Source organism: Mycobacterium sp. E735 (genome assembly GCF_001666955.1).
In the GTDB taxonomy this organism is placed as follows: domain Bacteria; phylum Actinomycetota; class Actinomycetes; order Mycobacteriales; family Mycobacteriaceae; genus Mycobacterium.
Genome location: NZ_LZIX01000078.1, coordinates 1 through 24,870, shown reverse-complemented (window position 1 = coordinate 24,870; position 24,870 = coordinate 1). Strand labels below are relative to the sequence as shown.

Sequence of the window (24,870 nt, the reverse complement as noted above, 5' to 3'; positions counted from 1 at the left end):
CGCGCGCGGCCAGCGACGATGCAGGGGAGTACTGGTGACTCAAGCGGCAACTCGACCGGCGACCGGCGCCAACGACACGGACATTCTGGCGGTTGCCCGCGAACAGGTGCTCGAGCGCGGCGAGGGACTGGATCGCGAGCAGGTGTTGCGGGTGCTGCAGCTGCCGGACGACCGGCTCGACGACCTGCTGGAGCTGGCCCACGAGGTGCGGATGCGCTGGTGTGGCCCCGAGGTGGAGGTCGAGGGCATCATCAGCCTGAAGACCGGTGGCTGCCCCGAGGACTGCCATTTCTGTTCGCAGTCGGGGTTGTTCGCCTCGCCGGTGCGCAGCGCCCGGCTGGACATCCCGAGCCTGGTCGAGGCCGCCAAACAGACCGCCAAGTCCGGTGCCACCGAGTTCTGCATCGTGGCCGCCGTCCGCGGGCCCGACGAGCGGTTGATGACTCAGGTCGCGGCCGGCATCGAGGCGATCCGCAACGAGGTCGAGATCAACATCGCGTGCTCGCTGGGGATGCTGACCGCCGAGCAGGTCGATCAGCTGTCGCAGATGGGTGTGCACCGCTACAACCACAACCTCGAGACCGCCCGCTCGTTCTTCACCAACGTCGTGACCACCCACACCTGGGAGGAGCGCTGGCAGACCCTTTCGATGGTGCGCGACGCCGGCATGGAGGTGTGCTGCGGCGGCATCCTGGGCATGGGCGAGACGCTCGAGCAGCGCGCGGAGTTCGCCGCCGAGCTGGCCGAGCTGGGGCCCGACGAGGTCCCGCTGAACTTCCTCAACCCGCGGCCCGGCACGCCGTTCGGCGACCTGGAGGTGTTGCCGGTGGCCGAGGCGCTGAAGTCGGTGGCCGCCTTCCGGCTGGCCCTGCCGCGCGCGATGCTGCGGTTCGCCGGGGGGCGTGAGATCACCCTCGGTGACCTGGGCGCCAAGAAGGGCATCCTGGGCGGCATCAACGCCGTGATCGTCGGCAACTACCTGACCACGCTCGGCCGGCCGGCCGAAGCCGATCTGGAACTGCTCGACGATCTGCAGATGCCGATCAAGGCGCTCAACGCCACTTTGTAAGAGACTTGGAGACTGTGGTTCGGGATCTGGGCGCTCCGGTCAGCGCGGGCGTCTACAACGTCTACACCGGCGAGTTGGGGGGCACCGCGGTGCCGACAGCGGCGCAGTTGGGTCTGGAGCCGCCCCGGTTCTGCGCGGAATGCGGACGCCGGATGGTGGTGCAGGTCCGCCCCGACGGCTGGCGGGCGCGGTGCTCGCGGCACGGACAGGTCGACTCGGTCGACCTGGAGGCCCAGCGATGACCGAGCACGCGCACACCCCGGGAAGGTCACGGGCGCGCCGTATCGGCATCGCCGTCCTGACGCCGGTGGCGGCGGGTGTGCTGGTCGGCGCCCTGTGGGCGTGGATCGCCCCGCCGATCCACGCCGTGGTGGCCCTCACGCGCGCCGGTGAACGGGTCCACGACTATCTCGGCAACGAGTCGCAGCACTTCTTCGACGCGCCCTGCCTGATGCTGGGCCTGCTCACCGTGTCGGCGGTGGTGGCGCCGGCGCTGGCGTGGCAATGGCGCGCGCGCCGGGGGCCGGGCATGGTTGTCGCCTTGGCGACCGGCCTGGTTGCCGCGGCCGCGGTCGCGGCCGCCATCGGGGCGGCGCTTGTCCGAATCAGGTACGGAGCGTTGAACTTCGACGCGGTGCCGCTGCCCAAGGGCCCGTCGGTGGCCTACGTCATCCAGGCGCCCCCGGTCTTCTTCGCAAGCGATCCGCTGCGGATCGCGCTGACGCTGCTGTGGCCCGCCGCGATCGCCGCACTGGTCTATGCGGTGCTCGCGGCCGCCGACGCCCGCGACGATCTGGGGGCTACCCCGCCGCCCGACCGGCCTTCCGATGCGCTCCCGGTGGGAGCGGGCAGCGCCCCGGAAGCGCCCGGGTCATAGCGGGCGGCGGTGAATCCTGCGGCCGAGGATGACCTTGGCCGCGATCTTGGTGAGCCGCGCCATGCCGACGTAGGTCATCGGGTGGAACATCGTCGGCCAGGTGGTCCGGATCAGGTGCTCGGTCAGCGGCCGGCCGTCGAACCGGTCGGTGAGCCAGCGCAGCGTCATCGGCGCCGAGAGCGGATGCAGCAGCATGTGCTCGTTGAACGCGTCCCGGTGGTAGGTCACCTGGGCGCCGCCGGCCGAATAGGCGTCGGCGAGCACGTCGATGTCGTGCACGTCGATGAGGTAGTCGTGGACGGCCTGCACGATCAACACCGGCGGCGTCGGCACCGCGACACCCAGCTTGATGTTCTCGAACACGTGCGTGACCTCGGGCGTCGACAGGATGGCATCGAGCGGCTCGTCGAGGTAGTCGCCCATGTTCTTGCCGGCCATCTTCACGACCGCCTCCACCGTGGTCATCTTCTCCAGCGACTCGAGCAGGGCACGCCCCTCCTCGTTGCTGTGCTCCTTGATCACCCGGTCCAGCTCGGGGTAGATGTGGGCGAGGGCCGCCACCACCAGCGCAGGCAGGCCCGACAGGAAACTGCCGTTGAGCCGGCGGAAGGTGTTGCCGAGGTCGCCGACGGGCGATCCCAGCACCGCGCCGACGATGTTGAGTTCGGGCGCGTACTCGGCGCACACCTCGGCCGCCCAGGCGCTGGCCAGCCCGCCGCCGGAGTACCCCCACAGCCCGATCGGCGCCGAGGGCGAGAGCCCGAGGCGTTCCGCGCCCAGGGCGGCCCGAATGCCGTCCAGGACGCGATAGCCGGGTTCGTAGGGGGCGCCCCACAGGCCCCGCAGCCCCTCGTGGTCGGGCACGGACACGGCCCAGCCCTCGGCGACGGCCGCGGTGATCAGGAACAGTTCGAGCTGGCCGATCGAGCCGAGGGCCTTCGCCCGGCGCCGCAGCGCGTACGACGGGAAGCAGCGGGACGACACGGCGTCGATCGCGCACTGGTACGACAGCAGCGGGCACGGACGTTCCGGGGCCAGCTCGGCAGGGACGATCACGGTGGTCGCGGCGGCCTCGGGCTCGCCGTTCATGTCCATGGTCCGGTAGAGCAGCTGGGTGGCCTTGACGGGCTGCGGGATCAGCCCGAGAAAAGCCAGCTCGACGTCGCGCGAGCGCAGGACGGTGCCGGGTTCGGCGTGTTGGAAGCCGAGGGGCGGCTGGTAGAACGGGTCGTCCGAGGGCAGCAGCGGTCGCACCTTGCGCTGCAATTCCTCGTGCGGCGGCCGGGCGATCCACTCCGCCCCGCGCGTGCCTGCCAGATTGCCGAGCTCAGCCATTGAGGCTCCCTTCTAGGCCATCCGGCATTCTCGCGCACGAACGGCAGGTAACCAAAACGTAATCGCCGCACTGTGAGCGACTTCTTGGGTGGGCGATCCAGGTCATGCACGTCACTGGTACCCGGTTTGCGGCTGCGTCACCCGACGACGCTTCCCGTAAGCCTATCCGGGGCGGCGTTCGGCGGCGTCAAACTGACCCGGCGGTCGCAGCGCGGCGAATTCGTCGGTGACGCGCAACTGAGAATCGGTGAAGTGGTACAGGGCCGCCGGCCGCCCGCCGCTGCGGCCGGACTGGGCGATGGTGCCGGTCTGGCTGATCACGCCGCGGCGGACCAGCACCCGTTGCAGGTTGGTCGCGTCGACCTGGTAACCCAGCGCGGCGCCGTAGATGTCGCGAAGCGTGGAGAGCGCGAATTCCCTTGGCGCCAAGGCGAATCCGAGGTTGGTGTAGGACAACTTGGCGATCAGCCGGGCGTGGGCGTGTGTCACCATCGGTCCGTGGTCGAAGGCCATCGGCGGCAGGCTGCTCACCGGGTGCCAACGGGTGTCCGGTGGCAGTTCCGGAGTGGCGGGGGAGGGCACCAGCCCCAGGAAGGTCGACGCGATGACGCGGGCGCCCGGCACCCGGTTGGGGTCGGAAAACACCGCCAGCTGCTCCAGGTGCGCCAGTTCCTTGAGGTCCACCTTCTCGGCCAGCTGTCGCAGGACGGAGGTGGTCATGTCCTCGTCGGTGCGCAGCCGCCCGCCGGGCAGCGACCAGGCGCCCCGCTGCGGATCCTTGGCGCGCTGCCACAACAGCACGTTCAGCTGCGGTTTCTCTGTTCGCGGCCCGCTGGTTACCCGGCGAACTTGAAACACCACCGCAAGCACCTCGTGTTCAGTGCTAGTATGGCCCATGTTTTCGATTATAAGTCGAAAACCTCCCGGGCTGAAAGGGGCCGCCGTGACGGTTATCAATCGCATGGACACGCTCGCTGAAGACATGATGGCCGACCTCACGAATTCGCCCGCCGGCTACGCCGGTGTCGAGGGAGACGAGCAATGGGCCGCCGAAATCCGCCGCCTGGCCAAGCTGCGCGGCGCCACCGTGCTCGCCCACAACTACCAGCTGCCCGCCATCCAGGACGTCGCCGACCACGTCGGCGATTCGCTGGCGCTCTCGCGGATCGCCGCCGAGGCTCCCGAGGACACCATCGTGTTCTGCGGCGTGCACTTCATGGCCGAGACCGCCAAGATCCTGAGCCCCGAGAAGACCGTACTCATCCCGGACCAGCGGGCCGGCTGCTCGCTGGCGGATTCCATCACCCCGGACGAACTGCGCGCCTGGAAGGACGAGCACCCCGGCGCCGTTGTCGTCTCCTACGTCAACACCACCGCAGCGGTGAAGGCGCTCACCGACATCTGCTGCACCTCGTCCAACGCCGTCGACGTGGTCGCATCCATCGACCCCGACCGCGAGGTGCTGTTCTGCCCGGACCAGTTCCTGGGTGCGCACGTCCGCCGGGTAACCGGCCGCACCAACCTGCACGTGTGGGCCGGTGAGTGCCACGTGCACGCCGGCATCAACGGCGACGAGCTCTCCGAGCAGGCCCGTGCGAACCCCGAGGCCGAGCTCTACGTGCACCCCGAATGCGGTTGCGCCACTTCGGCGTTGTACCTCGCGGGCGAGGGCGCCTTCCCGGCGGACCGGGTCAAGATCCTGTCCACCGGCGGCATGCTCGACGCGGCGCATCAAACGCACGCCCGCAAGGTGCTGGTCGCCACCGAGGTCGGCATGCTGCACCAATTGCGCCGGGCCGCACCGCAAGTCGACTTCCGCGCGGTCAACGACCGGGCCTCGTGCAAGTACATGAAGATGATCACGCCGGCGGCGCTGCTGCGCTGCCTGGTCGACGGGGCCGACGAAGTCGACGTCGACCCGGAGATCGCGGCGGCCGGCCGCCGCAGCGTGCAGCGAATGATCGAGATCGGCCAGCCGGGCGGTGGTGAATGATCGTCCGCCCGGCCTGGACGCACAGCGCTGACGTCGTCGTCATCGGCACCGGTGTCGCGGGATTGGCCGCGGCGCTGGCCGCCCACCGCGCCGGCCGCAGCGTCGTCGTGCTGAGCAAGGCCGACCAGGCGCGCGGGGTGACCGCGACCCACTACGCCCAGGGCGGCATCGCCGTGGTCCTGCCCGACAACGACGATTCCGTCGAGGCCCATGTCGCCGACACCGTGACCGCGGGCGCCGGCCTGTGCGATCCCGACGCGGTGACCTCGATCGTCGCCGACGGCTATCGTGCGGTGTCCGAATTGGTCGGCGCCGGAGCGCGATTCGACGAGGCGGCGCCCGGCCGCTGGGACGTCACGCGCGAGGGCGGGCACTCCCGGCGGCGGATCGTGCACGCCGGCGGCGACGCCACCGGTGCCGAGGTGCAGCGGGCGCTCGACCACGCCGCCCGGCTGCTGGACATCCGCACCGGTCACGTCGGCCTGCGCGTGCTGCACGACGGAGCCGCGGTGACCGGCGTCTCCGTCGGCAACCCGGACGGCTACGGCATCGTCCACGCGCCGGCGGTCATCCTGGCCTCCGGCGGGCTCGGGCACCTCTACGGCGCGACGACCAATCCGGACGGCTCCACCGGCGACGGCATCGCGCTGGCGTTGTGGGCCGGTGTCGCGGTCAGCGACCTGGAGTTCATCCAGTTCCACCCCACGATGCTGTACGCCGGCGCGGCAGGCGGCCGGCGGCCGCTGGTCACCGAGGCCATCCGCGGTGAGGGCGCCATACTGGTTGACCGGCAAGGCAATTCGGTCACCGCCGGCGTCCACCCGATGGGTGACCTGGCGCCGCGGGACGTCGTCGCCGCGGCCATCGACACGCGGCTGAAGGCCACCGGCGACCCGTGCGTCTTCCTCGACGCCCGCGGCATCGCCGGTTTCGCGGCCCGCTTCCCTACGGTGACCGCGGCGTGCCGGGCCGCCGGCATCGACCCCGTCCGCCAACCCATCCCGGTCGTGCCGGGGGCGCATTACAGCTGCGGCGGCGTCGTCACCGACGTGCACGGGCAGACCGAACTCCCGGGCCTGTTCGCCGCCGGCGAGGTGGCGCGCACCGGCATGCACGGCGCCAACCGGCTGGCGTCCAACAGCCTGCTGGAAGGCCTGGTGGTGGGGGGCCGAGCCGGCAGGGCCGCGGCCGCGCACGCGAGGGCGGCGGGCCGCACCCGCGCGGTCGCACCCGAGCCCAGCGCCCACACCGCGCCCGAGCGCCCCGAACTGCAGGCCACGATGAGCCGCGACGCCTCGGTGGTGCGCGACGCCGCCGGGCTGACGCGGCTGTCCGACGCGCTGGCGGGTGCGCCGGCGCGCGTCATCGCCGGCCGCCGCGATTTCGAGGACGTGGCGCTGGCCGTCGCCGCCCGCGCGGTGACCGCGGCGGCCCTGGCCCGCAATGAGAGCCGGGGCTGCCATCACCGCGCGGAATACCCGGACCCCGCACCCGAACAGGGCCGCAGCAGCGTGCTGCGGCTGGCCGACGACCGGAACTCGGTGCTGGTGGAGGCGCTGGCGGCGGTGGGCTGATGATGCTTCCCGACGAACGGAGTGCCGCACAGGACATCATTCGGCGCGCGCTGGAAGAGGACCTGCGCTACGGGCCCGACGTCACCACGCTCGCGACCGTGCCCGCCGGCGCGGTGGCCACGGCGTCGATGGTGCCCCGGCAGCCCGGCGTGATCGCGGGCGTGGAGGTCGCCCTGCTGGTCCTCGACGCCGTCCTCGCCGGCGGCTACGAGGTGGTGCACGCCGTCGAGGACGGCGCTCGGCTGCAGCCCGGCGAGCCGGTGCTGACCGTGCGCGCCGATACCCGCGGCCTGCTGACCGCCGAGCGGACCATGCTGAACCTGGTCTGTCACCTGTCGGGCATCGCCACCACGACGGCGGCGTGGGTCGAGGCCGTGGACGGCACCAAGGCCAAGATCCGCGACACCCGCAAGACGTTGCCGGGCCTGCGCGCGCTGCAGAAATACGCGGTGCGGGCCGGCGGGGGTGTCAACCACCGGCTGGGGCTGGGGGACGCGGCGCTCATCAAAGACAACCATGTGGTGGCCGCGGGATCGGTGGTCGGCGCGCTGCGGGCGGTGCGCGACGCCGCGCCCGACCTGCCGTGCGAGGTCGAGGTGGACTCCCTCGAACAGCTCGACGAGGTGCTCGCCGAAAAGCCCGAACTGGTGCTGCTGGACAACTTCCCGGTATGGCAGACGCAGATGGCCGTGCAGCGGCGCGACGCGCGCGCCCCCGCGGTGCTGCTCGAATCGTCCGGCGGGCTCAGCCTTCAGAACGCCGCCACGTACGCAGCGACCGGGGTGGACTACCTGGCCGTCGGCGCGCTGACACACTCGGTGCGCGCGCTCGACATCGGCCTGGACATGTAGGACTTACCGGCCGGTCATCCCCGCGCCAACGCGTCGGCGGCCGAGCGTGCCGAAAGAGCTTCGAGCACAGCACATTCCGCTTCATAGACGGCGGCCTCGGCGAAATCGATGGTATCGAGTGCGTAGCCGATGGCCATGTTGGCGTAGGCGTCCATCTCCTTGGCTTCGTGCTGGGCATTCTTCTCGGCCAGGTCTTTGCGGATCTTGGCGACGTGAGACTTCCATTTCTCGGCGATTTCCCGCCAGTGCTTCGACGCGTCATCGTCAGCGGCTGAGGCCCGGTCTTGCAAATGGTCGGCGGCTTGGTCTGCCCTGTCGCGGGCGTGGGCCGCGTCCGCCTGGACCTGTTCACGGGCCTGCTGCGCCGCGGCACGCACCTTGTCGTTGGCCTCCCTGGCGGCGGTGGAGATTTTTTCGAACCGGGCGGTCAGGTCGTTGTCGGCCATGGGGAGATCCTTTCTGCTCAAGGGGTTGGTTGTGCACCTGTCATCGTCTCGCCGCGCCGCGCGCCGCCGTAGGGTCCTAAGTCCTTGCTCGCGAACGGATTTGACACCGGTGTCACAGTCTTCACATCCGCATCGTCAGCAGCGTCCGCGCGGCGGGCTTGGCGGCTTCCAGCGCGCCCGCGTCACCGGAGATCCGGGACAGGATCAGTGCGCCCTCGATCAGCGAGATCACCGCCAGCGCAACCTGTTCGGCCTTTGCCTCGGACCAGCCGTCGGAGCGCAGCCGCTGCTCGACCGCCGCGCACCAGCCCCTGAAGGCGCGCGCCGACGCCTCGCGCACCAGTGGGCTCGCGTGCACCGACTCGGTCGCGATCGGTTCGATCGGGCAGCCGTCGCGCCGGTCGCCGGCCAACCCGGCCGCCAGCAGGTCGATCCAGCGGTCGACGATGTCGGCCGCGGGCCGGCCGGTCGCCAGGAATCGGCGCAGCAGCTGCTCGATGCCGGCGCCTTCGGCTTCGACGACCGCCGCGGCCAGTTGCTGCTTGCCCCGGGGGAAGTGGTGATACAGCGAACCGGGTTTGACGCCGGCCTCGTCGAGGATCTGGTTCAGCCCGGTCGCCGCGTAGCCCTGGCGGCGAAACAGCGTGGCGGCCGTCTCGACCAACGCGGCGCGGCTGCGGTCGGGTCTCGGCATGCTATTGACTTTACTTGAGTGATCACTCAAGAATGCAGAGATGAGGCAGCTGACGTACGAGGAAGCCGGGCGCTACGCGTGGCGCGAGGTGCCCGAACCGCAGATCACCGCGACCGGGCAGGCGCTGGTGCGGCCGCTGGCGGTGGCGTGTTGCGACCTCGACGTCGCGGTGTGCAACGGGCGGCTGCCGTTGCCGCCGGGGTATGCGGTCGGGCACGAAGGGCTGGCCGAGGTCGTCGCCGTGGGCGACGACGTCACGGGCGTCCGGGTGGGCGACCGCGTCGTGGTGCCGTTTCAGATCAACTGCGGCGATTGCCGCGAATGCCGCCGCGGCGTGACCGGCTCGTGCAGCGCGGTGCCGTTCATGGCGGCCTACGGGATGGCGCCGATCGCCGGCCTGGACGGCGGCGGGTTCATGTCGGACCTGGTGCTGGTTCCGTACGCCGATGCGATGCTCATCCCGTTTCCGGACGCCGTCGACCCGGTTTCGATCGCGTCCCTGTCGGACAACATTCCCGACGGCTGGCGCACCGTCGGGCCGTTCGCTGCGGAGCTGGACACGCTCGATCCCGTCGATCGCCGCGTCCTGGTCCTCGGACGGCTGTCGATCGGCCTGTATTCCGCCGCGATCGCCGCGGCGCTCGGGGCCCACGTCGACTACGTCGACACCGACCCGCAGCGGCTGGCCGCCGCCGAGAAGCTCGGCGCGGTGGCCCATGATGCCGCCAAACCCGACAAGTCGTGGGGCGCTTACCCGGTCACCGTGCACACCACCAGCGATGCGACCCTGCTGGCGGCGACGCTGCGCGCCACCTGGCCGGACGGCGTGTGCACCGACACCGGGATCTACCCCGAATACAAAGTCGAGATGCCGTTGCTGCCGATGTACTCACGCGGCGTGCGGTTCGTCACCGGCCGCGTCAGCGCGCGCACGGTGATCCCGCGGGTGCTCGACCTGCTCGCGGGCGGCCTGGACGTGTCGCCGGCGGTCGATCGCGTCGTCGCGTGGGAAGACGCCCCCTCGGCCTGGCCGACGATGACCGGAAAGACCGTCTTCACCCGCGCGTAGCGACGTCGGGCGTGCATTCCGGGCGTCGGGCGTGCGCCCAGGGCGGGCCCCGGCCGCGTGTCGCCGCCATGAGCGCACGCGCAAAGCCGTGCGCGCACGCCAGAAGCTGTCAACGCAAGAAAAAGCCGCGAACGCCGCCGCAACAGCGCGCCCGGGTCTCAGGCGATGTCGCCGACGAACACGCCGATCCGGCGCAGCTGCATCCGGGCCATCCGCGGCAGCCGTTCGGCGTCGGGACCCTCGGTGCCGGCCGGCAGGATGCGCGGGTTGGTGATGTGCACCACGCGGTTGCGGCCGAACTGAACGTCGGCCTCACCGGCCGCCAGCACGTTCTTGACCCAGTTCGTCTTGCCGTGGCCGAGCGCGATCGCCAGCACGTTGCCCTTGCGGTACGGGGTGATGATCGTCTCGTACGGGGTGCCGGAGGTGCGGCCGCGATGCTTGATGGTCGCGGTCCCGGGCAGAAAGCGGGCGATCGGCTTGACCGCGGGATTGAAATACTTGATCTGGAAGCGCTCGAACCAGGGCGGGAACACCATCGGGACGCCTGGAGCGTTATTGGGGTGATCCTTCGCGGACATGACGGCTCCCTGAGTCGTGTGGGCCTTTCACGGGCACTGTACCGGTCGGATAACAACTTGAGCTGCTCTGGGACAATGGAGGCAATGAGTACCGCTTCAGCACCCGTGATGGCCCGCATCGACCTGCGGGGCGTCGAACTGACGGCTGCCCGATTGCGGTCCGCGCTGCCACGCGGGGGCGCCGACGTGGAGAGCGTCTTGCCCAAGGTGCGGCCGATCGTGCAGGACGTGGCCGAGCGTGGCGCCGAGGCGGCGCTCGAGTACGGGGCGTCGTTCGACGGGGTGCGGCCCGCGGCCGTCCGGGTGCCCGGGGCCGCGCTGGAGGCGGCGCTGGCCGGCCTGGATCCCGACGTCGTCGAGGCCCTGCGGGTGATGATCGAACGCGCCCGCGCCGTGCACGCAGACCAGCGCCGCGCCGACGTCACGACCACCCTGGGCCCGGGCGCGACGGTCACCGAGCGGTGGGTCCCCGTCGAGCGGGTCGGCCTGTACGTGCCGGGCGGCAACGCGGTCTACCCGTCGAGCGTGGTGATGAACGTGGTGCCGGCGCAGACCGCCGGTGTCGGCTCGCTGGTGGTGGCCAGCCCGCCGCAGGCCCGCTACGACGGACTGCCGCACCCGACGATCCTCGCGGCCGCGCGCCTGCTCGGGGTCGACGAGGTGTGGGCCGTCGGCGGCGCGCAGGCGGTCGCGCTGCTGGCCTACGGCGGAACCGATATGGACGGCTCTGACCTCGCGCCGGTCGACATGATCACCGGGCCCGGCAACATCTACGTCACCGCCGCCAAGCGGCTGTGCCGCTCCCGGGTGGGCATCGACGCCGAGGCCGGGCCCACCGAGATCGCCATCCTCGCCGACCACACCGCCGACCCGACCCACGTGGCCGCCGACCTGATCAGCCAGGCCGAACACGACGAGATGGCGGGCAGCGTGCTGGTCACGCCCAGCGAGGACCTGGCCGCCGCGACCGCCGCCGAGGTGGCCGCGCAGCTGCGCACGACGGTGCACCGCGACCGGGTGGCCGCCGCGCTCGGTGGCCGCCAGTCGGCGATCATCCTGGTCGACGACCTGGACGCCGCCGTCCGGGTGGTCAACGCCTACGCCGCCGAGCACCTGGAGATCCAGACCGCCGACGCCCCGGCGGTGGCCGCCCGAATCCGTTCGGCCGGAGCCATTTTCGTGGGCCCCTACTCGCCGGTGAGCCTCGGCGACTACTGCGCCGGATCCAACCACGTGCTGCCGACCGCGGGCTCGGCCCGGCACTCCAGCGGACTGTCCGTTCAGACCTTCCTGCGGGGCATCCACGTGGTCGACTACACCGAGGCCGCGCTCAAGGACGTCTCCGGGCACGTGGTCACGTTGGCCAAGGCCGAAGACCTGCCGGCGCACGGCGAGGCGATTCGGCGGAGGTTCGAGCGATGACCGAACCGCGGGAGCCGACGCTCGACGACCTACCCCTGCGCGAGGACCTGCGTGGCAAATCGCCGTACGGCGCACCGCAATTGGCCGTCCCGGTGCGGCTGAACACCAACGAGAACCCGCACCCGCCCAGCCCGGCGCTGGTGGACGACGTGGTGCGGTCGGTGGCCGAGGCGGCCGCCGACCTGCATCGTTATCCCGATCGCGACGCGTCCGCCCTGCGCCGCGATCTGGCCGGCTACCTCACCATCCAGACCGGTGTGCCCGTCGGGCCCGAAAACGTCTGGGCGGCAAACGGATCCAACGAGATCCTGCAGCAGCTGCTGCAAGCGTTCGGCGGGCCGGGGCGCACCGCGATCGGGTTCGTCCCGTCCTACTCGATGCACCCGATCATCTCCGACGCCACCCGCACCGAGTGGCTGGAGGGCGTCCGCGCCGACGACTTCAGCCTCGACGTCGACGCGGCCGTGGCCGCGGTGGCCGACCGCCGGCCTGACGTGGTGTTCATCGCGAGCCCCAACAACCCGTCCGGGCAGAGCGTTTCGCTGCCGGATCTGCGGCGCCTGCTCGACGCGGTGCCGGGCATCTTGATCGTCGACGAGGCCTACGGCGAGTTCTCCTCCGAGCCCAGCGCCGTCGGGCTGGTGCGCGAATATCCGACCAAGCTCGTCGTCACGCGCACCATGAGCAAGGCGTTCGCCTTCGCCGGCGGGCGGCTCGGCTACCTGGTCGCCACCCCCGCGGTGATCGACGCGATGCTGCTGGTGCGGTTGCCGTATCACCTCTCGTCCGTCACCCAGGCCGCGGCCCGCGCCGCGCTGCGCCACGCCGACGACACCCTGGGAAGTGTCGCCACGCTGATCGCCGAACGCGAACGCGTCACGAAAGCGTTGAGCGGCATGGGTTTTCGGGTGATTCCCAGCGACGCGAATTTCGTGCTGTTCGGGCAGTTCGCCGACGCCCCGGCCGCCTGGCGGCGCTACCTGGACGCCGGCGTGTTGATCCGCGACGTCGGGATTCCCGGCTACCTGCGCGCCACGACCGGGCTGGCCGAGGAGAACGACGCCTTCCTGCGGGCCAGCGCCCAGATCGCCGCCACCGAACTGGCACCAGCCACCCCAGTAGGAGCCCCGTGACCACCATTGCGACCCGGCGCGCGCGTATCGAGCGCCGCACCAAGGAATCCGACATCGTCATCGAACTCGACCTCGACGGCAGCGGCCAGGTCCACGTCGACACCGGTGTGCCGTTCTACGACCACATGCTGACGGCACTGGGCAGCCACGCCAGCTTCGACCTGACCGTGCGCACCAAGGGCGACGTGGAGATCGAGGGGCACCACACCATCGAGGACACCGCGATCGCGCTCGGACAGGCGCTGGGGCAGGCCCTCGGCGACAAGCGGGGTATCCGCCGGTTCGGCGACGCCTTCATCCCGATGGACGAGACGCTGGCCCACGCCGTCGTAGACGTGTCGGGCCGGCCCTACTTCGTGCACACCGGCGAGCCGGATCACCTGCTGCACACCACCATCGCCGGCAGCTCGGTGCCGTACCACACCGTGATCAACCGGCACGTGTTCGAGTCGCTCGCCATGAACGCCCGCATCGCGCTGCACGTACGCGTCCTGTACGGGCGCGACCCGCACCACATCACCGAAGCGCAATTCAAGGCGGTGGCCCGCGCGTTGCGCCAGGCCGTAGAGCCCGACCCCAGGGTGTCGGACGTGCCGTCCACCAAAGGTGTTCTGTGACAAAACCATCCGTCGTCGTCCTGGATTACGGCTCGGGCAACCTGCGGTCGGCCCAGCGCGCGCTGCAGCGGGCGGGCGCGTCGGTCGAGGTGACCGCCGACGCCGACGCCGCGGCCGCCGCCGACGGGCTGGTGGTGCCCGGTGTCGGGGCCTTCGAGGCCTGCATGACCGGCCTGCGCAGGGTCAAGGGCGACCGCATCATCGCCGACCGGGTCGCCGCCGGGCATCCGGTGCTGGGGGTCTGCGTGGGCATGCAGATCCTGTTCGCCAGCGGCGTCGAATTCGGCGTCCAGACAACGGGTTGCGGCCAGTGGCCCGGGGAGGTCACCCGGCTGGACGCGCCGGTGATCCCGCACATGGGCTGGAACGTGGTCGACGCCGGGGGAGGGACGACCCTGTTCAAGGGGCTGGACGCGGACACCCGTTTCTACTTCGTGCACTCCTACGCCGCGCAGCGCTGGGAGGGCTCGCCCGAGGCCGTGCTGACCTGGGCCACCCACCGGGTGCCCTTCCTGGCCGCCGTCGAGCAAGGACCGCTGTCGGCCACCCAGTTTCACCCGGAAAAGAGTGGGGACGCGGGTGCGGCCGTGCTGCGCAACTGGATTGATGCTCTGTGAAGAACGGCTCGGGAGGGAATGTGTTGATCTTGTTGCCCGCGGTCGACGTGGTCGAGGGCCGCGCCGTGCGACTGGTGCAGGGCAAGGCGGGCAGTGAAACCGAGTACGGCTCGGCGCTGGACGCGGCGCTGGGCTGGCAGCGTGACGGCGCGGAGTGGATCCACCTGGTCGACCTGGACGCGGCGTTCGGGCGCGGCTCCAACCGCGAACTGCTGGCCGAGGTGGTCGGCAAGCTCGACGTGCGGGTGGAGCTGTCCGGCGGCATTCGCGACGACGATTCGCTGGCCGCCGCGCTGGCCACCGGCTGCGCCCGGGTGAACCTGGGCACGGCGGCCCTGGAGAACCCCCAGTGGTGCGCGCGCGCGATCGCCGAGCACGGCGAGAAGGTCGCGGTCGGGCTGGACGTCCAGACCGTCGACGGGCAGCAACGGCTGCGCGGACGCGGCTGGGAGACCGACGGCGGCGACCTGTGGGAGGTCCTGGAACGCCTTGACGGCGAAGGCTGTTCGCGGTTCGTCGTCACCGACGTCACCAAGGACGGCACGCTGGGCGGCCCCAACCTCGACCTGCTGGCCGCCGTCGCCGGCCGCACCGATGCCCCGGTGATCGCCTCCGGCGGCGTGTCGAGCCTGGACGACCTGCGCGCGATCGCGACGCTGACCGACCGCGGGGTCGAGGGCGCGATCGTGGGCAAGGCCCTCTACGCCGGGCGGTTCACGCTGCCACAGGCCCTGGCCGCGGTAGCGGGGTAGCGCCGTGGCGGACCTGGACGCGTTGGTACGGACGGCCTCGGCGATCCTCGACGACGCCACCGAGCCGTTCCTGGCCGGCCACCGCGCCGATTCGGCGGTCCAGAAGAAGGGCAACGACTTCGCCACCGACGTCGACCTCGCGATCGAGCGGCAGGTGGTCGGCGCGCTGGAAGAGTCGACCGGCATCGGTGTGCACGGCGAGGAGTACGGCGGCGCCGACGTGGACTCGGAGTGGGTGTGGGTGCTGGACCCCGTCGACGGCACGTTCAACTATGCGGCAGGGTCGCCGATGGCGGGGATCCTGCTCGGCCTGCTGCACCACGGCGACCCGGTGGCGGGCCTGACCTGGCTGCCCTTCGTCGACCAGCGCTACACCGCGGTGGTCGGCGGTCCGCTGATGAAAAACGGTGTCGCGCAACCACCCCTGGCCGATATCGACCTGGCCGACGCCCTGATCGGTGCCGGCTCGTTCAGCGCCGACGCGCGGGGCCGGTTCCCGGGGCGGTATCGCATCGCCGTGCTGGAGAACCTGAGCCGGGTCTCGTCGCGATTGCGCATGCACGGCTCCACCGGACTCGACCTCGCCTACGTCGCCGACGGGGTTCTCGGCGGCTCGATCAGTTTCGGCGGCCACGTGTGGGACCACGCCGCCGGGGTGGCGCTGGTGCGGGCGGCGGGCGGCGTCGTCACCGACGTCCACGGCGAACCGTGGACGCCCGCGTCGGATTCCGCGCTGGCCGCCGGGCCCCGCGCCCACGCCGAGATACTCGAGGTGCTGCGCAGCACCGGCCGGCCGGAGGACTTCTGAGATGTCGTCCGGTAATGGGCTTGCGGTGCGGGTGATTCCGTGCCTGGACGTCGACGCCGGGCGGGTGGTCAAGGGGGTCAACTTCGAAAACCTGCGCGACGCGGGCGATCCCGTCGAACTCGCCGCCGCCTACGACGCCGAAGGCGCCGACGAGCTCACCTTTCTCGACGTCACCGCCTCCTCCTCGGGTCGGGCCACGATGCTGGACGTGGTGCGCCGCACGGCCGAGCAGGTCTTCATCCCGCTGACCGTCGGCGGCGGCGTGCGCACGGTGGCCGACGTCGACGTCTTGCTGCGTGCCGGGGCCGACAAGGTTTCGATCAACACCGCCGCGATCGCCCGCCCCGACCTGTTGGAAGAAATGGCAAGGCAATTCGGTTCGCAATGCATCGTGCTGTCGGTCGACGCCCGCACGGTGCCCCCGGAGTCGGTGCCGACACCGTCGGGCTGGGAGGTCACCACGCACGGCGGACGCCGCGGGACCGGGATCGACGCCGTCGAGTGGGCTTCGCGCGGCGCCGATCTGGGCGTCGGGGAGATCCTGCTGAACTCGATGGACGCCGACGGCACCAAGGCCGGGTTCGACCTGCCGATGCTGCGGGCGGTGCGCTCGGCGGTCACGGTGCCGGTGATCGCCAGCGGCGGTGCCGGCGCGGCCGAACATTTCGCGCCCGCCGTCGCCGCCGGTGCCGATGCGGTGCTGGCGGCCAGCGTCTTTCACTTCCGGGAGCTGACCATCGGCCAGGTGAAGGCCGCCATGGCCGCGGAAGGGATCACGGTGCGATGACGCTCGACCCGCAGATCGCCGCGCGGCTGAAGCGCAACGCCGAAGGCCTGATCGCCGCCGTCGCGCAGGAGCGCGGCACCGGGGACGTGCTGATGGTCGCCTGGATGGACGACGCGGCGCTGGCCCGCACCCTGGCAACCCGTGAGGCGACCTATTTTTCGCGGTCGCGCGGCGAGCAGTGGGTCAAGGGCGCGACGTCCGGCCACACCCAATACGTGTACTCGGTGCGGCTGGACTGCGACGGGGACACCGTGCTGCTGACGGTCGACCAGGTGGGCGGCGCCTGCCACACCGGCGACCACAGCTGCTTCGACGCCGACCTGCTGCTGCAACCGGAGTCGTAGGTTGATGCCCGGGCGGCGCGCCCCGGGTTGCTAAATCGCGGTGCGACGCTGCGCCCGGGCGGCGGCCAGGAAGTCGATCCAAGACACCACGTCGGAGTGCTGCCTGAGCAGGGTGCGTCGCTGGCGTTCCGTCATGCCGCCCCAAACGCCCCACTCGACCCGGTTGTCGAGCGCGTCGGCGCCGCACTCCAGGACCACTGGGCAGCGCCGGCAGATCGTCGCTGCCTTTCTCTGGGCGGCGCCGCGAACGAACAACCCGTCTGGGTCGCCGGTGCGGCAGAGCGCCTTGGAAACCCAGGCGTCGCGATCCTCGGTTCTCGCACTGCGGAGATGGTTTGGAATCGGACCATTGGTGCCACTTTCGGCGGTGATATGGATAGCAAACACCGCTCCCCCTTTTGCTCCGGCCGCGCTGAGAGCTCAGCGTTCGGATATGGCTGTATTGACTTCCGTCCGGCCGAGCCCGTGTGAAGCCGAGGCGAATGTTGCGACCGTATGAAACCCCGTCGCGCAAACGTAGGGGCTTTGGTCGCGGACGTCCGAGGACTTTCGGCTCAGGGTGTCGGGCATCGTCGTCGCACGGGCCGGGGGATCGGGACCGAGGTCCGAAGTCGCCGCGTCGCGAGCCGTGGATGAGAATGGCGGGCGATGTTGAGTCGGGTGTCGTGGACCGCGGTCGTGCCGCTGCTAGCCGTCGCCGTGCTGGCCGTGATCTGGGGCGAGAAGCTGGGCCCGATGCTGGTCGCGCTGGTGGCGGCGTTGCTCATAGGCTCCGTGCTGGCGGCGGTGCACCACGCGGAGGTTGTCGCGGCCCGGGCCGGTGAGCCGTTCGGCTCGCTGATCCTGGCGGCCGCGGTGACGGTGATCGAGGTGGCGCTCATCGTCTCGCTGATGGCGTCCGGGGGCAACGAGGCCGCGACGCTGGCCAGGGACACCGTCTTCGCCGCGGCGATGATCACCACCAACGGCATCGCGGGGCTGTCGCTGCTGCTCGGCTCCCGGCGCTACGGGGTGACGCTCTTCAACGCCGAGGGCAGCGGCGCCGCGTTGGCCACGGTCACCACGCTGGCGACGCTGAGCCTGGTGCTGCCGTCGTTCACCACCAGCCAGGTGGGCCGCGAATTCTCGCCGGGCCAGCTGGCGTTCGCGGCGGTCGCGTCGTTGCTGGTGTACCTGGTCTTCGTCTTCACGCAGACGGTGCGGCACCGCGACTTCTTCCTGCCGGTCGCGCAGAAGGGCCAGAAGAAGCGGCTCTTCGAGGACGAGAGCCATGCCGAGCCGCCGAGCCGCGGCGCCGCGCTGGGGAGCCTGGGGCTGCTGTTGGTCGCCCTCGTCGCGGTGGTCGGGCTGGCCGAGGAGGAGTCGCCGGCCGTCGAGCACGCGGTGACCGCGGTCGGCTTCCCGCAGTCGTTCGTCGGCGTGGTGATCGCCACGCTGGTGTTGCTGCCGGAGACCCTGGCGGCCGCGCGGGCCGCGCGGCAGGGCCGGATCCAGACCAGCCTGAACTTGGCGTACGGCTCGGCGATGGCCAGCATCGGGCTCACGATCCCGGTGATCGCGCTGGCGTCGATCTGGCTCAAGGGACCGCTGGTGCTCGGGCTGGGACCCATCCAGCTGGTGCTGCTGGCGCTGACCGTCGTGATCAGCATGCTGACGGTCGTTCCCGGGCGCGCCACCCGGCTGCAGGGCGAGCTGCATCTGGTGCTGCTCGCCGCCTACGTGTTCCTGGCGGTCAGCCCGTAGCCGCTGACCGGCCGCGCAGTGTCTCCAACGCCTTGTCGGCATGGGTGTCCATGCTGAACTCGCTCGAAATCACGTTGAGCACCGTGCGATCGGTGTCGATGACGAAGGTGGTTCGCTTGACCGGCATCAGCTTGCCGAGCAGGCCGCGCTTGACGCCGAACTGCGTGGCGACCGTGCCCTCGGTGTCCGACAGCAGCGGGTAGTCGAACTTCTGCATGTCGGCGAACTTGGCCTGCTTCTGCACCGGATCGGCGCTGATGCCCACCCGATTGGCGCCCACGGCCGCGAATTCCGCGGCCAGGTCCCGGAAGTGACAGGCCTCCTTGGTGCAGCCGGGCGTCATCGCGGCGGGGTAGAAGAACAGCACCACCGGCCCCCCGGACAGCAGCTCGCTGAGCCTGCGCGGCGCGCCCGTCTGATCGGGAAGTTCGAAGTCCTCGACCGTGTCACCAGTTTTCATGCCGCGAGCGTAACGCCACGGCGAGTTTTGGCCCCAGGGAAGCGCAGCCGACGCTACGCACGCGAGCCCCGGCGACCCATCTGGGAGGATGGTTCGGTGCACGCCCACCTCGCCGAGACGACCTCACGAGAGGACTTTCGCCTGCTGGCGGCCGAGCACCGCGTGGTTCCGGTGACCCGCAAGGTGCTGGCCGACAGCGAGACACCACTGTCGGCCTACCGCAAACTGGCCGCCAATCGTCCCGGCACGTTCCTGCTGGAATCGGCCGAGCACGGCCGATCCTGGTCGCGCTGGTCCTTCATCGGTGCCGGTGCGCCGTCGGCGCTGACCGTCCGCGACGGCGAGGCGGTGTGGTTGGGCGCCGTGCCGCAGGACGCGCCCACCGGCGGCGACCCGCTGCACGCGCTGCGGGCCACGTGCGAGCTGCTGGCCACCGGCGCGCTGCCCGGGCTGCCGCCGCTGTCCGGCGGCATGGTCGGTCTGTTCGCCTACGACATGGTGCGGCGGCTGGAGCGGTTACCCGAGCTGGCGGTCGACGACCTGCACCTGCCGGACATGTTGCTGCTGCTGGCCACCGACGTGGCCGCGGTCGACCACCACGAGGGCACCATCACGCTGATCGCCAACGCGGTGAACTGGAACGGCACCGACGAGCGCGTCGACCAGGCCTACGACGACGCGGTCGCCCGGCTGGACGTGATGACCGCGGCGCTGGGTCAGCCGCTGCCGTCCACGGTCGCCACGTTCGACAGGCCCGAGCCGCGGTATCGCTCGCAGCGCAGCGTCGAGGAATACGGCAAGATCGTCGACTACCTCGTCGAGCAGATCGCCGCCGGCGAGGCGTTCCAGGTTGTCCCCTCCCAGCGCTTCGAGATGGACACCGACGTCGATCCGATCGACGTGTACCGGATGCTGCGGGTCACCAATCCGAGCCCCTACATGTACCTGCTGCACGTCCCGGATGGCAGTGGCGGAACGGACTTTTCGGTCGTCGGCTCCAGCCCCGAGGCGCTGGTCACCGTGCACGACGGCTGGGCGACGACGCATCCGATCGCCGGAACCCGGTGGCGCGGGCAGACCGACGAAGAGGACCAGCTGCTGGAAAAGGAACTGCTCGCCGACGAGAAGGAGCGCGCCGAGCACCTGATGCTGGTCGACCTGGGGCGCAACGACCTTGGCCGCGTGTGCGCGCCGGGCACCGTGCGCGTCGAGGACTACAGCCACATCGAGCGCTACAGCCACGTCATGCACCTGGTGTCGACGGTGACCGGGATGCTCGCCGAGGGGCGGACCGCCCTGGACGCCGTGACGGCGTGCTTTCCGGCCGGCACGCTGTCGGGCGCGCCGAAGGTGCGGGCCATGGAGCTGATCGAAGAGGTGGAGAAGACGCGGCGCGGGCTCTACGGCGGTGTGGTCGGTTACCTCGACTTCGCCGGCAACGCCGATTTCGCGATCGCGATCCGGACCGCGTTGATGCGTGACGGCACGGCCTATGTTCAGGCCGGCGGCGGGGTGGTGGCCGACTCCAACGGCCCGTACGAGTACACCGAGGCCTCGAACAAGGCGCGCGCGGTGCTCAACGCGATCGCCGCCGCCGAGACCCTCACCGCCCCGGATGCCGACCACCATGGCTGAGGCGCCGCGGCGTGCGCGGCTGTCCGTCGGGGTGGCGCAGGCGTTGCTGGTGCTGTCCGCCGCGGCGTTATGGGCGGCGTCGCGGCTGCCGTGGGTGGTGATCCGGTCGTTCGACGGGCTGAGCCCGCCCCGCGAGGTGACGCTGTCCGGCGCGTCGTGGTCGACGGCGCTGCTGCCGTTGGCGGTGCTCATGCTGGCGACGGCTGTGGCGGCGATCGCGGTGCGCGGCTGGCCGCTGCGGGTGCTGGCGGGGCTACTGGCGCTGGCGAGCCTGGCGGTCGGATATCTCGGGGTCAGCCTGTGGGCGCTGCCGGACGTCGCCGTGCGCGGGGCCGACCTGGCGCATGTCGCCGTGATGTCGCTGGTGGGCAGCGAGCGGCGCTACGTCGGCGCGGGCATCGCAGTGGCCGCCGCCGCATGCACCCTTGTCGCGGCCGTCCTGTTGCTGCGGTCGGCCGGCGACGCCGGCGCGACCCGGTTGAGCGCGGAAAAGTACGCCGCGCCCGCGACGCGCCGCTCAAATGCGCTCCGCGACGACGCCGATGGCGCGATGCTGGAGAAGCCGGAGACGCCGAAAATGTCGGAGCGGATGATCTGGGACGCGCTTGACGAGGGCTGTGACCCGACGCGGGACCCGATCGATCGGCCGCGCGACTCGGACACCGAGGGTCGGTGACGGGCCGCGAGCCGAGGGCCGCTACCCTTCATTCACGTCGTCGCAATCGGCTCAGGGTTGTCAGGTTGGCCGCGGGGTGACGATGGGTAACGGCGCGAAGGGAAGCAACAGGCATGAGTCCGGCTACCGTGCTTGACTCCATCCTCGAGGGAGTCCGGGCCGACGTTGCGGCGCGCGAAGCCCTCATCAGCCTTTCCGAAATCAAAGCCGCCGCTGCCGCCGCGCCGCCGCCGCGCGATGTGATGGCCGCCCTGCGCGAGCCCGGCATCGGTGTCATCGCCGAGGTCAAGCGCGCCAGTCCGTCGGCGGGTTCCCTGGCGACCATTGCCGATCCGGCGAAGCTGGCCCGCGCGTACGAGGACGGTGGTGCCCGGATCATCAGCGTCTTGACCGAGGAGCGGCGCTTTCACGGATCGCTCGACGACCTGGACGCGGTTCGCGCGGCCGTCTCGATCCCGGTCTTGCGCAAAGACTTTGTCGTGCAGCCGTATCAGATCCACGAAGCCCGCGCGCACGGCGCCGACATGCTGCTGCTCATCGTTGCCGCGCTCGACCAGTCGGCGTTGGTGTCGATGTTGGACCGCACCGAATCACTCGGCATGACGGCCCTCGTCGAGGTGCACACCGAGGAGGAGGCCGACCGGGCGCTGAAGGCCGGGGCCAACGTAATCGGTGTCAACGCACGCGATCTCGCGACGCTGGAGGTCGACCGGGATTGCTTCGCGCGCATCGCTCCCGGGCTGCCGAGCAACGTGATCAGGATCGCCGAGTCCGGGGTCCGCGGCACCGGCGACCTGTTGGCGTACGCCGGAGCGGGTGCGGACGCCGTCTTGGTCGGCGAGGGTCTGGTCAAAAGCGGTGACCCGCGCGCCGCGGTCGCCGACCTGGTCACCGCGGGGACCCACCCGTCTTGTCCGAAACCGTCTCGCTAGTCGTCAAGTCACTTGAAGAGTCCCGGCGCTGAAACGTTGAACCTCATGAGCCGTCCCCGCGTAGAGCCTTGGTGATGGTCAATCTGTCCCGCCCGGACCTTCCCCTTCCGAGTGCAGCCGTCGCCGAACCCACCAGCCACGAACCCGATGCTGGTGGCCATTTCGGCGTGTATGGCGGCCGCTACGTGGCCGAGGCGTTGATGGCGGTGATCGAAGAGGTCACCGCCGCCTACGAGAAGGAACGCATCAACCCCGATTTCCTGGACACCCTGGACGACTTGCAGGCCAACTACGCCGGCCGGCCTTCGCCGCTGTACGAGGCCACCCGGCTGTCCGAGCATGCCGGATCGGCGCGCATCTTCCTCAAGCGAGAAGACTTGAACCACACCGGTTCTCACAAGATCAACAACGTCCTCGGTCAGGCGCTGCTGGCGAAGAGGATGGGCAAGAACCGGGTCATCGCCGAGACCGGGGCCGGGCAGCACGGCGTCGCCACGGCCACCGCGTGCGCCCTGCTGGGCCTGGAGTGCGTCATCTACATGGGCGCCGTGGACACCGCGCGCCAGGCGCTCAACGTGGCACGGATGCGACTGCTGGGCGCCGAGGTGGTGTCGGTGGAGAGCGGATCCAAGACGCTCAAAGACGCCATCAACGAGGCGTTCCGTGACTGGGTGACCAACGCCGACAACACCTACTACTGCTTCGGCACCGCCGCCGGGCCGCATCCTTTCCCCGCGATGGTGCGCGATTTCCAGCGGATCATCGGGTTGGAGGCGCGCGTGCAGATCCAGGCCCAGGCGGGCCGGTTGCCCGACGCCGTCGTGGCCTGCGTCGGCGGTGGATCCAACGCCATCGGCATCTTCCACCCGTTCATCGACGATCCGGGGGTGCGCCTGGTGGGCTTCGAGGCGGCCGGGGATGGCGTCGAGACCGGAAGGCACGCCGCGACTTTCGCCGGTGGTTCGCCGGGCGCGTTCCAGGGGTCGTTCTCCTACCTGCTGCAGGACGAGGACGGCCAGACCATCGAATCGCATTCGATCTCAGCGGGTCTCGACTATCCGGGCGTGGGCCCCGAGCACGCGTACCTCAAGGAGATCGGGCGCGCGGAATATCGGCCGATCACCGACGCGGAGGCGATGGACGCATTCGCGCTGCTGTGCCGCTCCGAGGGCATCATCCCGGCCATCGAATCGGCCCACGCGGTCGCCGGCGCGGTCAAGCTGGGCCTCGAATTGGGGCAGGGCTCGATCATCGTGGTGAACCTGTCGGGCCGCGGTGACAAGGATGTCGAGACTGCCGCGAAATGGTTCGGCCTGATGGGACCCGGCGAGCGATGAGCGTTCAGCAGAGGCATGGCAGCAGGCTGGGGCCGGTCTTCGACATGTGCCGCCAGGAGAATCGCGCGGCCCTGATCGGCTACCTGCCCACCGGCTACCCCGACGTGCCGGGCTCGGTGGACGGAATGCTCGCCCTGGTCGAATCCGGTTGCGACATCATCGAAGTCGGCGTGCCCTACTCGGACCCCGGCATGGACGGGCCGACCATCGCCCGCGCCACGGAGGCCGCGCTGCAGGGCGGAGTGCGGGTCCGGGACACGCTTGCCGCGGTCGAGGCGATCAGTGCGGCCGGCGGCCGCGCGGTGGTGATGACCTATTGGAATCCCGTGGTGCGCTACGGGGTCGACGCGTTCGCGCGTGACCTCGCGGCGGCTGGCGGGCACGGCTTGATCACTCCTGACCTCATCCCCGACGAAGCCGGGCGGTGGCTGACGGCAGCTGAGGAGCATCGGTTGGACCGCATTTTTCTCGTCGCGCCGTCGTCGACGCCGGAACGGTTGGCCATGACCGTCGACGCGTCACGCGGATTCGTCTACGCCGCTTCCACGATGGGCGTCACCGGGGCGCGTGACGCGGTGTCGCAGGCCGCGCCCGAGTTGGTGCAGCGCGTGAAGGCGGTGTCGGACATACCCGTCGGCGTCGGCCTCGGGGTGCGGTCGCGCGAGCAGGCCGCCCAAATCGGCAGCTACGCCGACGGCGTGATCGTCGGTTCGGCGCTGGTGTCGGCGCTCGGTGCGGGTGGCCTGCCCGCGCTGCGGGAACTGACCGAGGAACTGGCCGCCGGCGTCCGGCAGAAGGCGTCCGCCCGATGACGACGTTGCCGACGTACTTTCCCAGCCCGCCGCAGGGTGTCTGGCACGTTGGGCCCCTGCCCATTCGCGCGTACGCGCTGTTCATCATCACCGGGATCGTGGTGGCGCTGTTGATCGGCGACCGCCGCTGGGAGGCCCGCGGCGGACAGCGCGGCGTCATCTATGACATCGCGTTGTGGGTGGTGCCGTTCGGGCTGGTGGGCGGGCGCCGATCAACAGCGCCACCACGATCCCGGTGATGATGAACAGCGCGTACGCGCGAATGGGCAGGGGCCCAACGTGCCAGACACCCTGCGGCGGGCTGGG

General features: G+C 70.6%; 28 protein-coding genes and 2 pseudogenes. 22 read left to right on the top strand and 8 right to left on the bottom strand.

The genetic code is table 11. The features are described 5' to 3' along the window. The first annotated feature begins 34 nt into the window (after nt 1-34). The 3 genes from bioB to A5704_RS06365 are packed head-to-tail and all read left to right on the top strand — an operon-like array spanning nt 35 to nt 1,946. Nucleotides 35-1,069 carry a biotin synthase BioB gene (gene bioB / locus A5704_RS06375; RefSeq protein ID WP_067887978.1) on the top strand — a complete coding sequence of 345 codons (1,035 nt, stop codon included), beginning with the start codon at nt 35-37 and terminating at the stop codon, nt 1,067-1,069. A gap of 14 nt (nt 1,070-1,083) precedes the next feature. Next, nucleotides 1,084-1,311: a hypothetical protein gene (locus tag A5704_RS06370; RefSeq protein WP_067277974.1), complete on the top strand. Its 228-nt coding sequence runs from the start codon at nt 1,084-1,086 to the stop codon at nt 1,309-1,311. Continuing rightward, the gene (locus tag A5704_RS06365) at nt 1,308-1,946 is read left to right on the top strand and encodes a DUF2567 domain-containing protein (protein WP_067778362.1); all 639 of its coding nucleotides are present in this window, start codon (nt 1,308-1,310) and stop codon (nt 1,944-1,946) included. Before A5704_RS06370 ends, A5704_RS06365 begins: the two co-directional genes overlap by 4 nt. On the opposite strand, the gene A5704_RS06360 is transcribed toward A5704_RS06365, so the two are convergent. Together A5704_RS06360 and A5704_RS06355 are read right to left on the bottom strand one after the other, a co-directional pair. Then, entirely contained in the window at nt 1,941-3,281 is a 1,341-nt protein-coding gene (locus A5704_RS06360; RefSeq protein ID WP_067748058.1) for a lipase family protein, read from the bottom strand. The genes A5704_RS06365 and A5704_RS06360 overlap by 6 nt on opposite strands. Before the next feature lie 162 nt (nt 3,282-3,443). After that, nucleotides 3,444-4,178, bottom strand: a complete 735-nt coding sequence (locus A5704_RS06355; protein WP_067887975.1) for an NUDIX domain-containing protein — start codon at nt 4,176-4,178, stop codon at nt 3,444-3,446. 46 nt (nt 4,179-4,224) lie between these two features. Between A5704_RS06355 and nadA the strand changes: the two genes are divergently transcribed. The 3 genes from nadA to nadC are packed head-to-tail and all read left to right on the top strand — an operon-like array spanning nt 4,225 to nt 7,699. Further along, nucleotides 4,225-5,274 carry a quinolinate synthase NadA gene (nadA, locus tag A5704_RS06350; protein WP_067748054.1) on the top strand — a complete coding sequence of 350 codons (1,050 nt, stop codon included), beginning with the start codon at nt 4,225-4,227 and terminating at the stop codon, nt 5,272-5,274. After that, the gene (locus A5704_RS06345; RefSeq protein ID WP_067785149.1) at nt 5,271-6,848 is read left to right on the top strand and encodes an L-aspartate oxidase; all 1,578 of its coding nucleotides are present in this window, start codon (nt 5,271-5,273) and stop codon (nt 6,846-6,848) included. The genes nadA and A5704_RS06345 overlap by 4 nt, the downstream gene beginning before the upstream one ends. Next, entirely contained in the window at nt 6,848-7,699 is an 852-nt protein-coding gene (gene nadC, locus A5704_RS06340) for a carboxylating nicotinate-nucleotide diphosphorylase (protein ID WP_067748050.1), read from the top strand. Before A5704_RS06345 ends, nadC begins: the two co-directional genes overlap by 1 nt. 14 nt (nt 7,700-7,713) lie before the next feature. Here nadC and A5704_RS06335 read toward each other — a convergent pair whose 3' ends face one another. Together A5704_RS06335 and A5704_RS06330 are read right to left on the bottom strand one after the other, a co-directional pair. After that, complete coding sequence (locus A5704_RS06335) at nt 7,714-8,145, bottom strand: hypothetical protein (protein WP_067748048.1); 432 nt, start codon at nt 8,143-8,145, stop codon at nt 7,714-7,716. Nucleotides 8,146-8,266: 121 nt separating this feature from the next. Further along, nucleotides 8,267-8,839, bottom strand: a complete 573-nt coding sequence (locus A5704_RS06330; RefSeq protein ID WP_067887971.1) for a TetR/AcrR family transcriptional regulator — start codon at nt 8,837-8,839, stop codon at nt 8,267-8,269. A 40-nt stretch (nt 8,840-8,879) separates the two neighbouring features. Between A5704_RS06330 and A5704_RS06325 the strand changes: the two genes are divergently transcribed. After that, complete coding sequence (locus A5704_RS06325; RefSeq protein ID WP_067887968.1) at nt 8,880-9,908, top strand: alcohol dehydrogenase catalytic domain-containing protein; 1,029 nt, start codon at nt 8,880-8,882, stop codon at nt 9,906-9,908. A 158-nt stretch (nt 9,909-10,066) separates the two neighbouring features. On the opposite strand, the gene A5704_RS06320 is transcribed toward A5704_RS06325, so the two are convergent. After that, nucleotides 10,067-10,489, bottom strand: coding sequence for a nitroreductase family deazaflavin-dependent oxidoreductase (locus A5704_RS06320; RefSeq protein ID WP_055404207.1), 423 nt, complete (start codon nt 10,487-10,489; stop codon nt 10,067-10,069). A 105-nt stretch (nt 10,490-10,594) separates the two neighbouring features. Here A5704_RS06320 and hisD point away from each other — a divergent pair, with 105 nt between their 5' ends. From hisD to hisI, 8 genes are read left to right on the top strand one after another with little or no spacing between them, the layout of a single operon-like run. Next, complete coding sequence (gene hisD / locus A5704_RS06315) at nt 10,595-11,911, top strand: histidinol dehydrogenase (RefSeq protein ID WP_156737010.1); 1,317 nt, start codon at nt 10,595-10,597, stop codon at nt 11,909-11,911. Next, the gene (locus tag A5704_RS06310) at nt 11,908-13,044 is read left to right on the top strand and encodes a histidinol-phosphate transaminase (RefSeq protein ID WP_067887965.1); all 1,137 of its coding nucleotides are present in this window, start codon (nt 11,908-11,910) and stop codon (nt 13,042-13,044) included. Before hisD ends, A5704_RS06310 begins: the two co-directional genes overlap by 4 nt. Beyond that, nucleotides 13,041-13,661: an imidazoleglycerol-phosphate dehydratase HisB gene (hisB, locus tag A5704_RS06305; RefSeq protein ID WP_067748036.1), complete on the top strand. Its 621-nt coding sequence runs from the start codon at nt 13,041-13,043 to the stop codon at nt 13,659-13,661. Before A5704_RS06310 ends, hisB begins: the two co-directional genes overlap by 4 nt. Beyond that, nucleotides 13,658-14,278: an imidazole glycerol phosphate synthase subunit HisH gene (gene hisH / locus A5704_RS06300; RefSeq protein ID WP_067748034.1), complete on the top strand. Its 621-nt coding sequence runs from the start codon at nt 13,658-13,660 to the stop codon at nt 14,276-14,278. The genes hisB and hisH overlap by 4 nt, the downstream gene beginning before the upstream one ends. 20 nt (nt 14,279-14,298) lie before the next feature. Beyond that, nucleotides 14,299-15,030: a bifunctional 1-(5-phosphoribosyl)-5-((5-phosphoribosylamino)methylideneamino)imidazole-4-carboxamide isomerase/phosphoribosylanthranilate isomerase PriA gene (gene priA, locus A5704_RS06295; protein WP_067748032.1), complete on the top strand. Its 732-nt coding sequence runs from the start codon at nt 14,299-14,301 to the stop codon at nt 15,028-15,030. A 4-nt stretch (nt 15,031-15,034) separates the two neighbouring features. Beyond that, nucleotides 15,035-15,838 (top strand): inositol monophosphatase, encoded by an 804-nt coding sequence (locus tag A5704_RS06290; protein WP_067785134.1) that lies wholly within the window; start codon nt 15,035-15,037, stop codon nt 15,836-15,838. Nucleotide 15,839: 1 nt separating this feature from the next. Continuing rightward, nucleotides 15,840-16,625, top strand: coding sequence for an imidazole glycerol phosphate synthase subunit HisF (gene hisF / locus A5704_RS06285; RefSeq protein ID WP_067748028.1), 786 nt, complete (start codon nt 15,840-15,842; stop codon nt 16,623-16,625). Beyond that, nucleotides 16,622-16,969, top strand: a complete 348-nt coding sequence (gene hisI, locus A5704_RS06280) for a phosphoribosyl-AMP cyclohydrolase (protein ID WP_067887962.1) — start codon at nt 16,622-16,624, stop codon at nt 16,967-16,969. The genes hisF and hisI overlap by 4 nt, the downstream gene beginning before the upstream one ends. 30 nt (nt 16,970-16,999) lie before the next feature. Here the strand turns inward: hisI and A5704_RS06275 are convergent, their stop codons facing one another. Beyond that, the gene (locus A5704_RS06275) at nt 17,000-17,341 is read right to left on the bottom strand and encodes a WhiB family transcriptional regulator (protein WP_067748075.1); all 342 of its coding nucleotides are present in this window, start codon (nt 17,339-17,341) and stop codon (nt 17,000-17,002) included. A gap of 276 nt (nt 17,342-17,617) precedes the next feature. Between A5704_RS06275 and A5704_RS06270 the strand changes: the two genes are divergently transcribed. Continuing rightward, on the top strand, nt 17,618-18,712 hold the full coding sequence (locus A5704_RS06270; RefSeq protein ID WP_067748024.1) for a calcium:proton antiporter: 1,095 nt from the start codon (nt 17,618-17,620) through the stop codon (nt 18,710-18,712). Here A5704_RS06270 and A5704_RS06265 read toward each other — a convergent pair. After that, the gene (locus A5704_RS06265; RefSeq protein ID WP_067748022.1) at nt 18,702-19,172 is read right to left on the bottom strand and encodes a peroxiredoxin; all 471 of its coding nucleotides are present in this window, start codon (nt 19,170-19,172) and stop codon (nt 18,702-18,704) included. The genes A5704_RS06270 and A5704_RS06265 overlap by 11 nt on opposite strands. Before the next feature lie 96 nt (nt 19,173-19,268). On the opposite strand from A5704_RS06265, the gene A5704_RS06260 reads away from it, so the two are divergent. The 6 genes and pseudogenes from A5704_RS06260 to A5704_RS06235 all read left to right on the top strand — a co-directional run. Further along, entirely contained in the window at nt 19,269-20,807 is a 1,539-nt protein-coding gene (locus A5704_RS06260) for an anthranilate synthase component I (protein WP_067785128.1), read from the top strand. After that, nucleotides 20,800-21,483, top strand: a complete 684-nt coding sequence (locus A5704_RS06255) for a TIGR02234 family membrane protein (protein WP_082954791.1) — start codon at nt 20,800-20,802, stop codon at nt 21,481-21,483. Before A5704_RS06260 ends, A5704_RS06255 begins: the two co-directional genes overlap by 8 nt. 113 nt (nt 21,484-21,596) lie before the next feature. After that, complete coding sequence (gene trpC, locus A5704_RS06250; protein ID WP_055404126.1) at nt 21,597-22,415, top strand: indole-3-glycerol phosphate synthase TrpC; 819 nt, start codon at nt 21,597-21,599, stop codon at nt 22,413-22,415. A gap of 74 nt (nt 22,416-22,489) precedes the next feature. After that, nucleotides 22,490-23,752 (top strand): tryptophan synthase subunit beta, encoded by a 1,263-nt coding sequence (gene trpB / locus A5704_RS06245; RefSeq protein WP_067748015.1) that lies wholly within the window; start codon nt 22,490-22,492, stop codon nt 23,750-23,752. After that, the gene (trpA, locus tag A5704_RS06240; protein ID WP_067887959.1) at nt 23,749-24,564 is read left to right on the top strand and encodes a tryptophan synthase subunit alpha; all 816 of its coding nucleotides are present in this window, start codon (nt 23,749-23,751) and stop codon (nt 24,562-24,564) included. The genes trpB and trpA overlap by 4 nt, the downstream gene beginning before the upstream one ends. Then, nucleotides 24,561-24,773, top strand: a pseudogene (locus A5704_RS06235) (prolipoprotein diacylglyceryl transferase family protein); the annotation flags it as partial. The gene trpA and the pseudogene A5704_RS06235, both read left to right, overlap by 4 nt. Here the strand turns inward: A5704_RS06235 and A5704_RS29700 are convergent. Continuing rightward, nucleotides 24,766-24,870, bottom strand: a pseudogene (locus A5704_RS29700) (hypothetical protein); the annotation flags it as partial. The pseudogenes A5704_RS06235 and A5704_RS29700 sit on opposite strands and share 8 nt — an antisense overlap.

Bases quoted from the DNA above. Each gene is read 5' to 3' on its own strand.
- A5704_RS06365 (WP_067778362.1), top strand. From the start codon at position 1,308: ATGACCGAGCACGCGCACACCCCGGGAAGGTCACGGGCGCGCCGTATC.
- hisI (WP_067887962.1), top strand. From the start codon at position 16,622: ATGACGCTCGACCCGCAGATCGCCGCGCGGCTGAAGCGCAACGCCGAA.
- A5704_RS06360 (WP_067748058.1), bottom strand. From the start codon at position 3,281: ATGGCTGAGCTCGGCAATCTGGCAGGCACGCGCGGGGCGGAGTGGATC.
- A5704_RS06270 (WP_067748024.1), top strand. From the start codon at position 17,618: ATGTTGAGTCGGGTGTCGTGGACCGCGGTCGTGCCGCTGCTAGCCGTC.
- A5704_RS06310 (WP_067887965.1), top strand. From the start codon at position 11,908: ATGACCGAACCGCGGGAGCCGACGCTCGACGACCTACCCCTGCGCGAG.
- A5704_RS06330 (WP_067887971.1), bottom strand. From the start codon at position 8,839: ATGCCGAGACCCGACCGCAGCCGCGCCGCGTTGGTCGAGACGGCCGCC.
- hisF (WP_067748028.1), top strand. From the start codon at position 15,840: ATGTCGTCCGGTAATGGGCTTGCGGTGCGGGTGATTCCGTGCCTGGAC.
- A5704_RS06325 (WP_067887968.1), top strand. From the start codon at position 8,880: ATGAGGCAGCTGACGTACGAGGAAGCCGGGCGCTACGCGTGGCGCGAG.
- trpA (WP_067887959.1), top strand. From the start codon at position 23,749: ATGAGCGTTCAGCAGAGGCATGGCAGCAGGCTGGGGCCGGTCTTCGAC.
- A5704_RS06335 (WP_067748048.1), bottom strand. From the start codon at position 8,145: ATGGCCGACAACGACCTGACCGCCCGGTTCGAAAAAATCTCCACCGCC.
- A5704_RS06265 (WP_067748022.1), bottom strand. From the start codon at position 19,172: ATGAAAACTGGTGACACGGTCGAGGACTTCGAACTTCCCGATCAGACG.
- A5704_RS06355 (WP_067887975.1), bottom strand. From the start codon at position 4,178: ATGGGCCATACTAGCACTGAACACGAGGTGCTTGCGGTGGTGTTTCAA.
- nadC (WP_067748050.1), top strand. From the start codon at position 6,848: ATGATGCTTCCCGACGAACGGAGTGCCGCACAGGACATCATTCGGCGC.
- A5704_RS06255 (WP_082954791.1), top strand. From the start codon at position 20,800: ATGGCTGAGGCGCCGCGGCGTGCGCGGCTGTCCGTCGGGGTGGCGCAG.
- trpB (WP_067748015.1), top strand. From the start codon at position 22,490: ATGGTCAATCTGTCCCGCCCGGACCTTCCCCTTCCGAGTGCAGCCGTC.
- A5704_RS06345 (WP_067785149.1), top strand. From the start codon at position 5,271: ATGATCGTCCGCCCGGCCTGGACGCACAGCGCTGACGTCGTCGTCATC.
- trpC (WP_055404126.1), top strand. From the start codon at position 21,597: ATGAGTCCGGCTACCGTGCTTGACTCCATCCTCGAGGGAGTCCGGGCC.
- A5704_RS06320 (WP_055404207.1), bottom strand. From the start codon at position 10,489: ATGTCCGCGAAGGATCACCCCAATAACGCTCCAGGCGTCCCGATGGTG.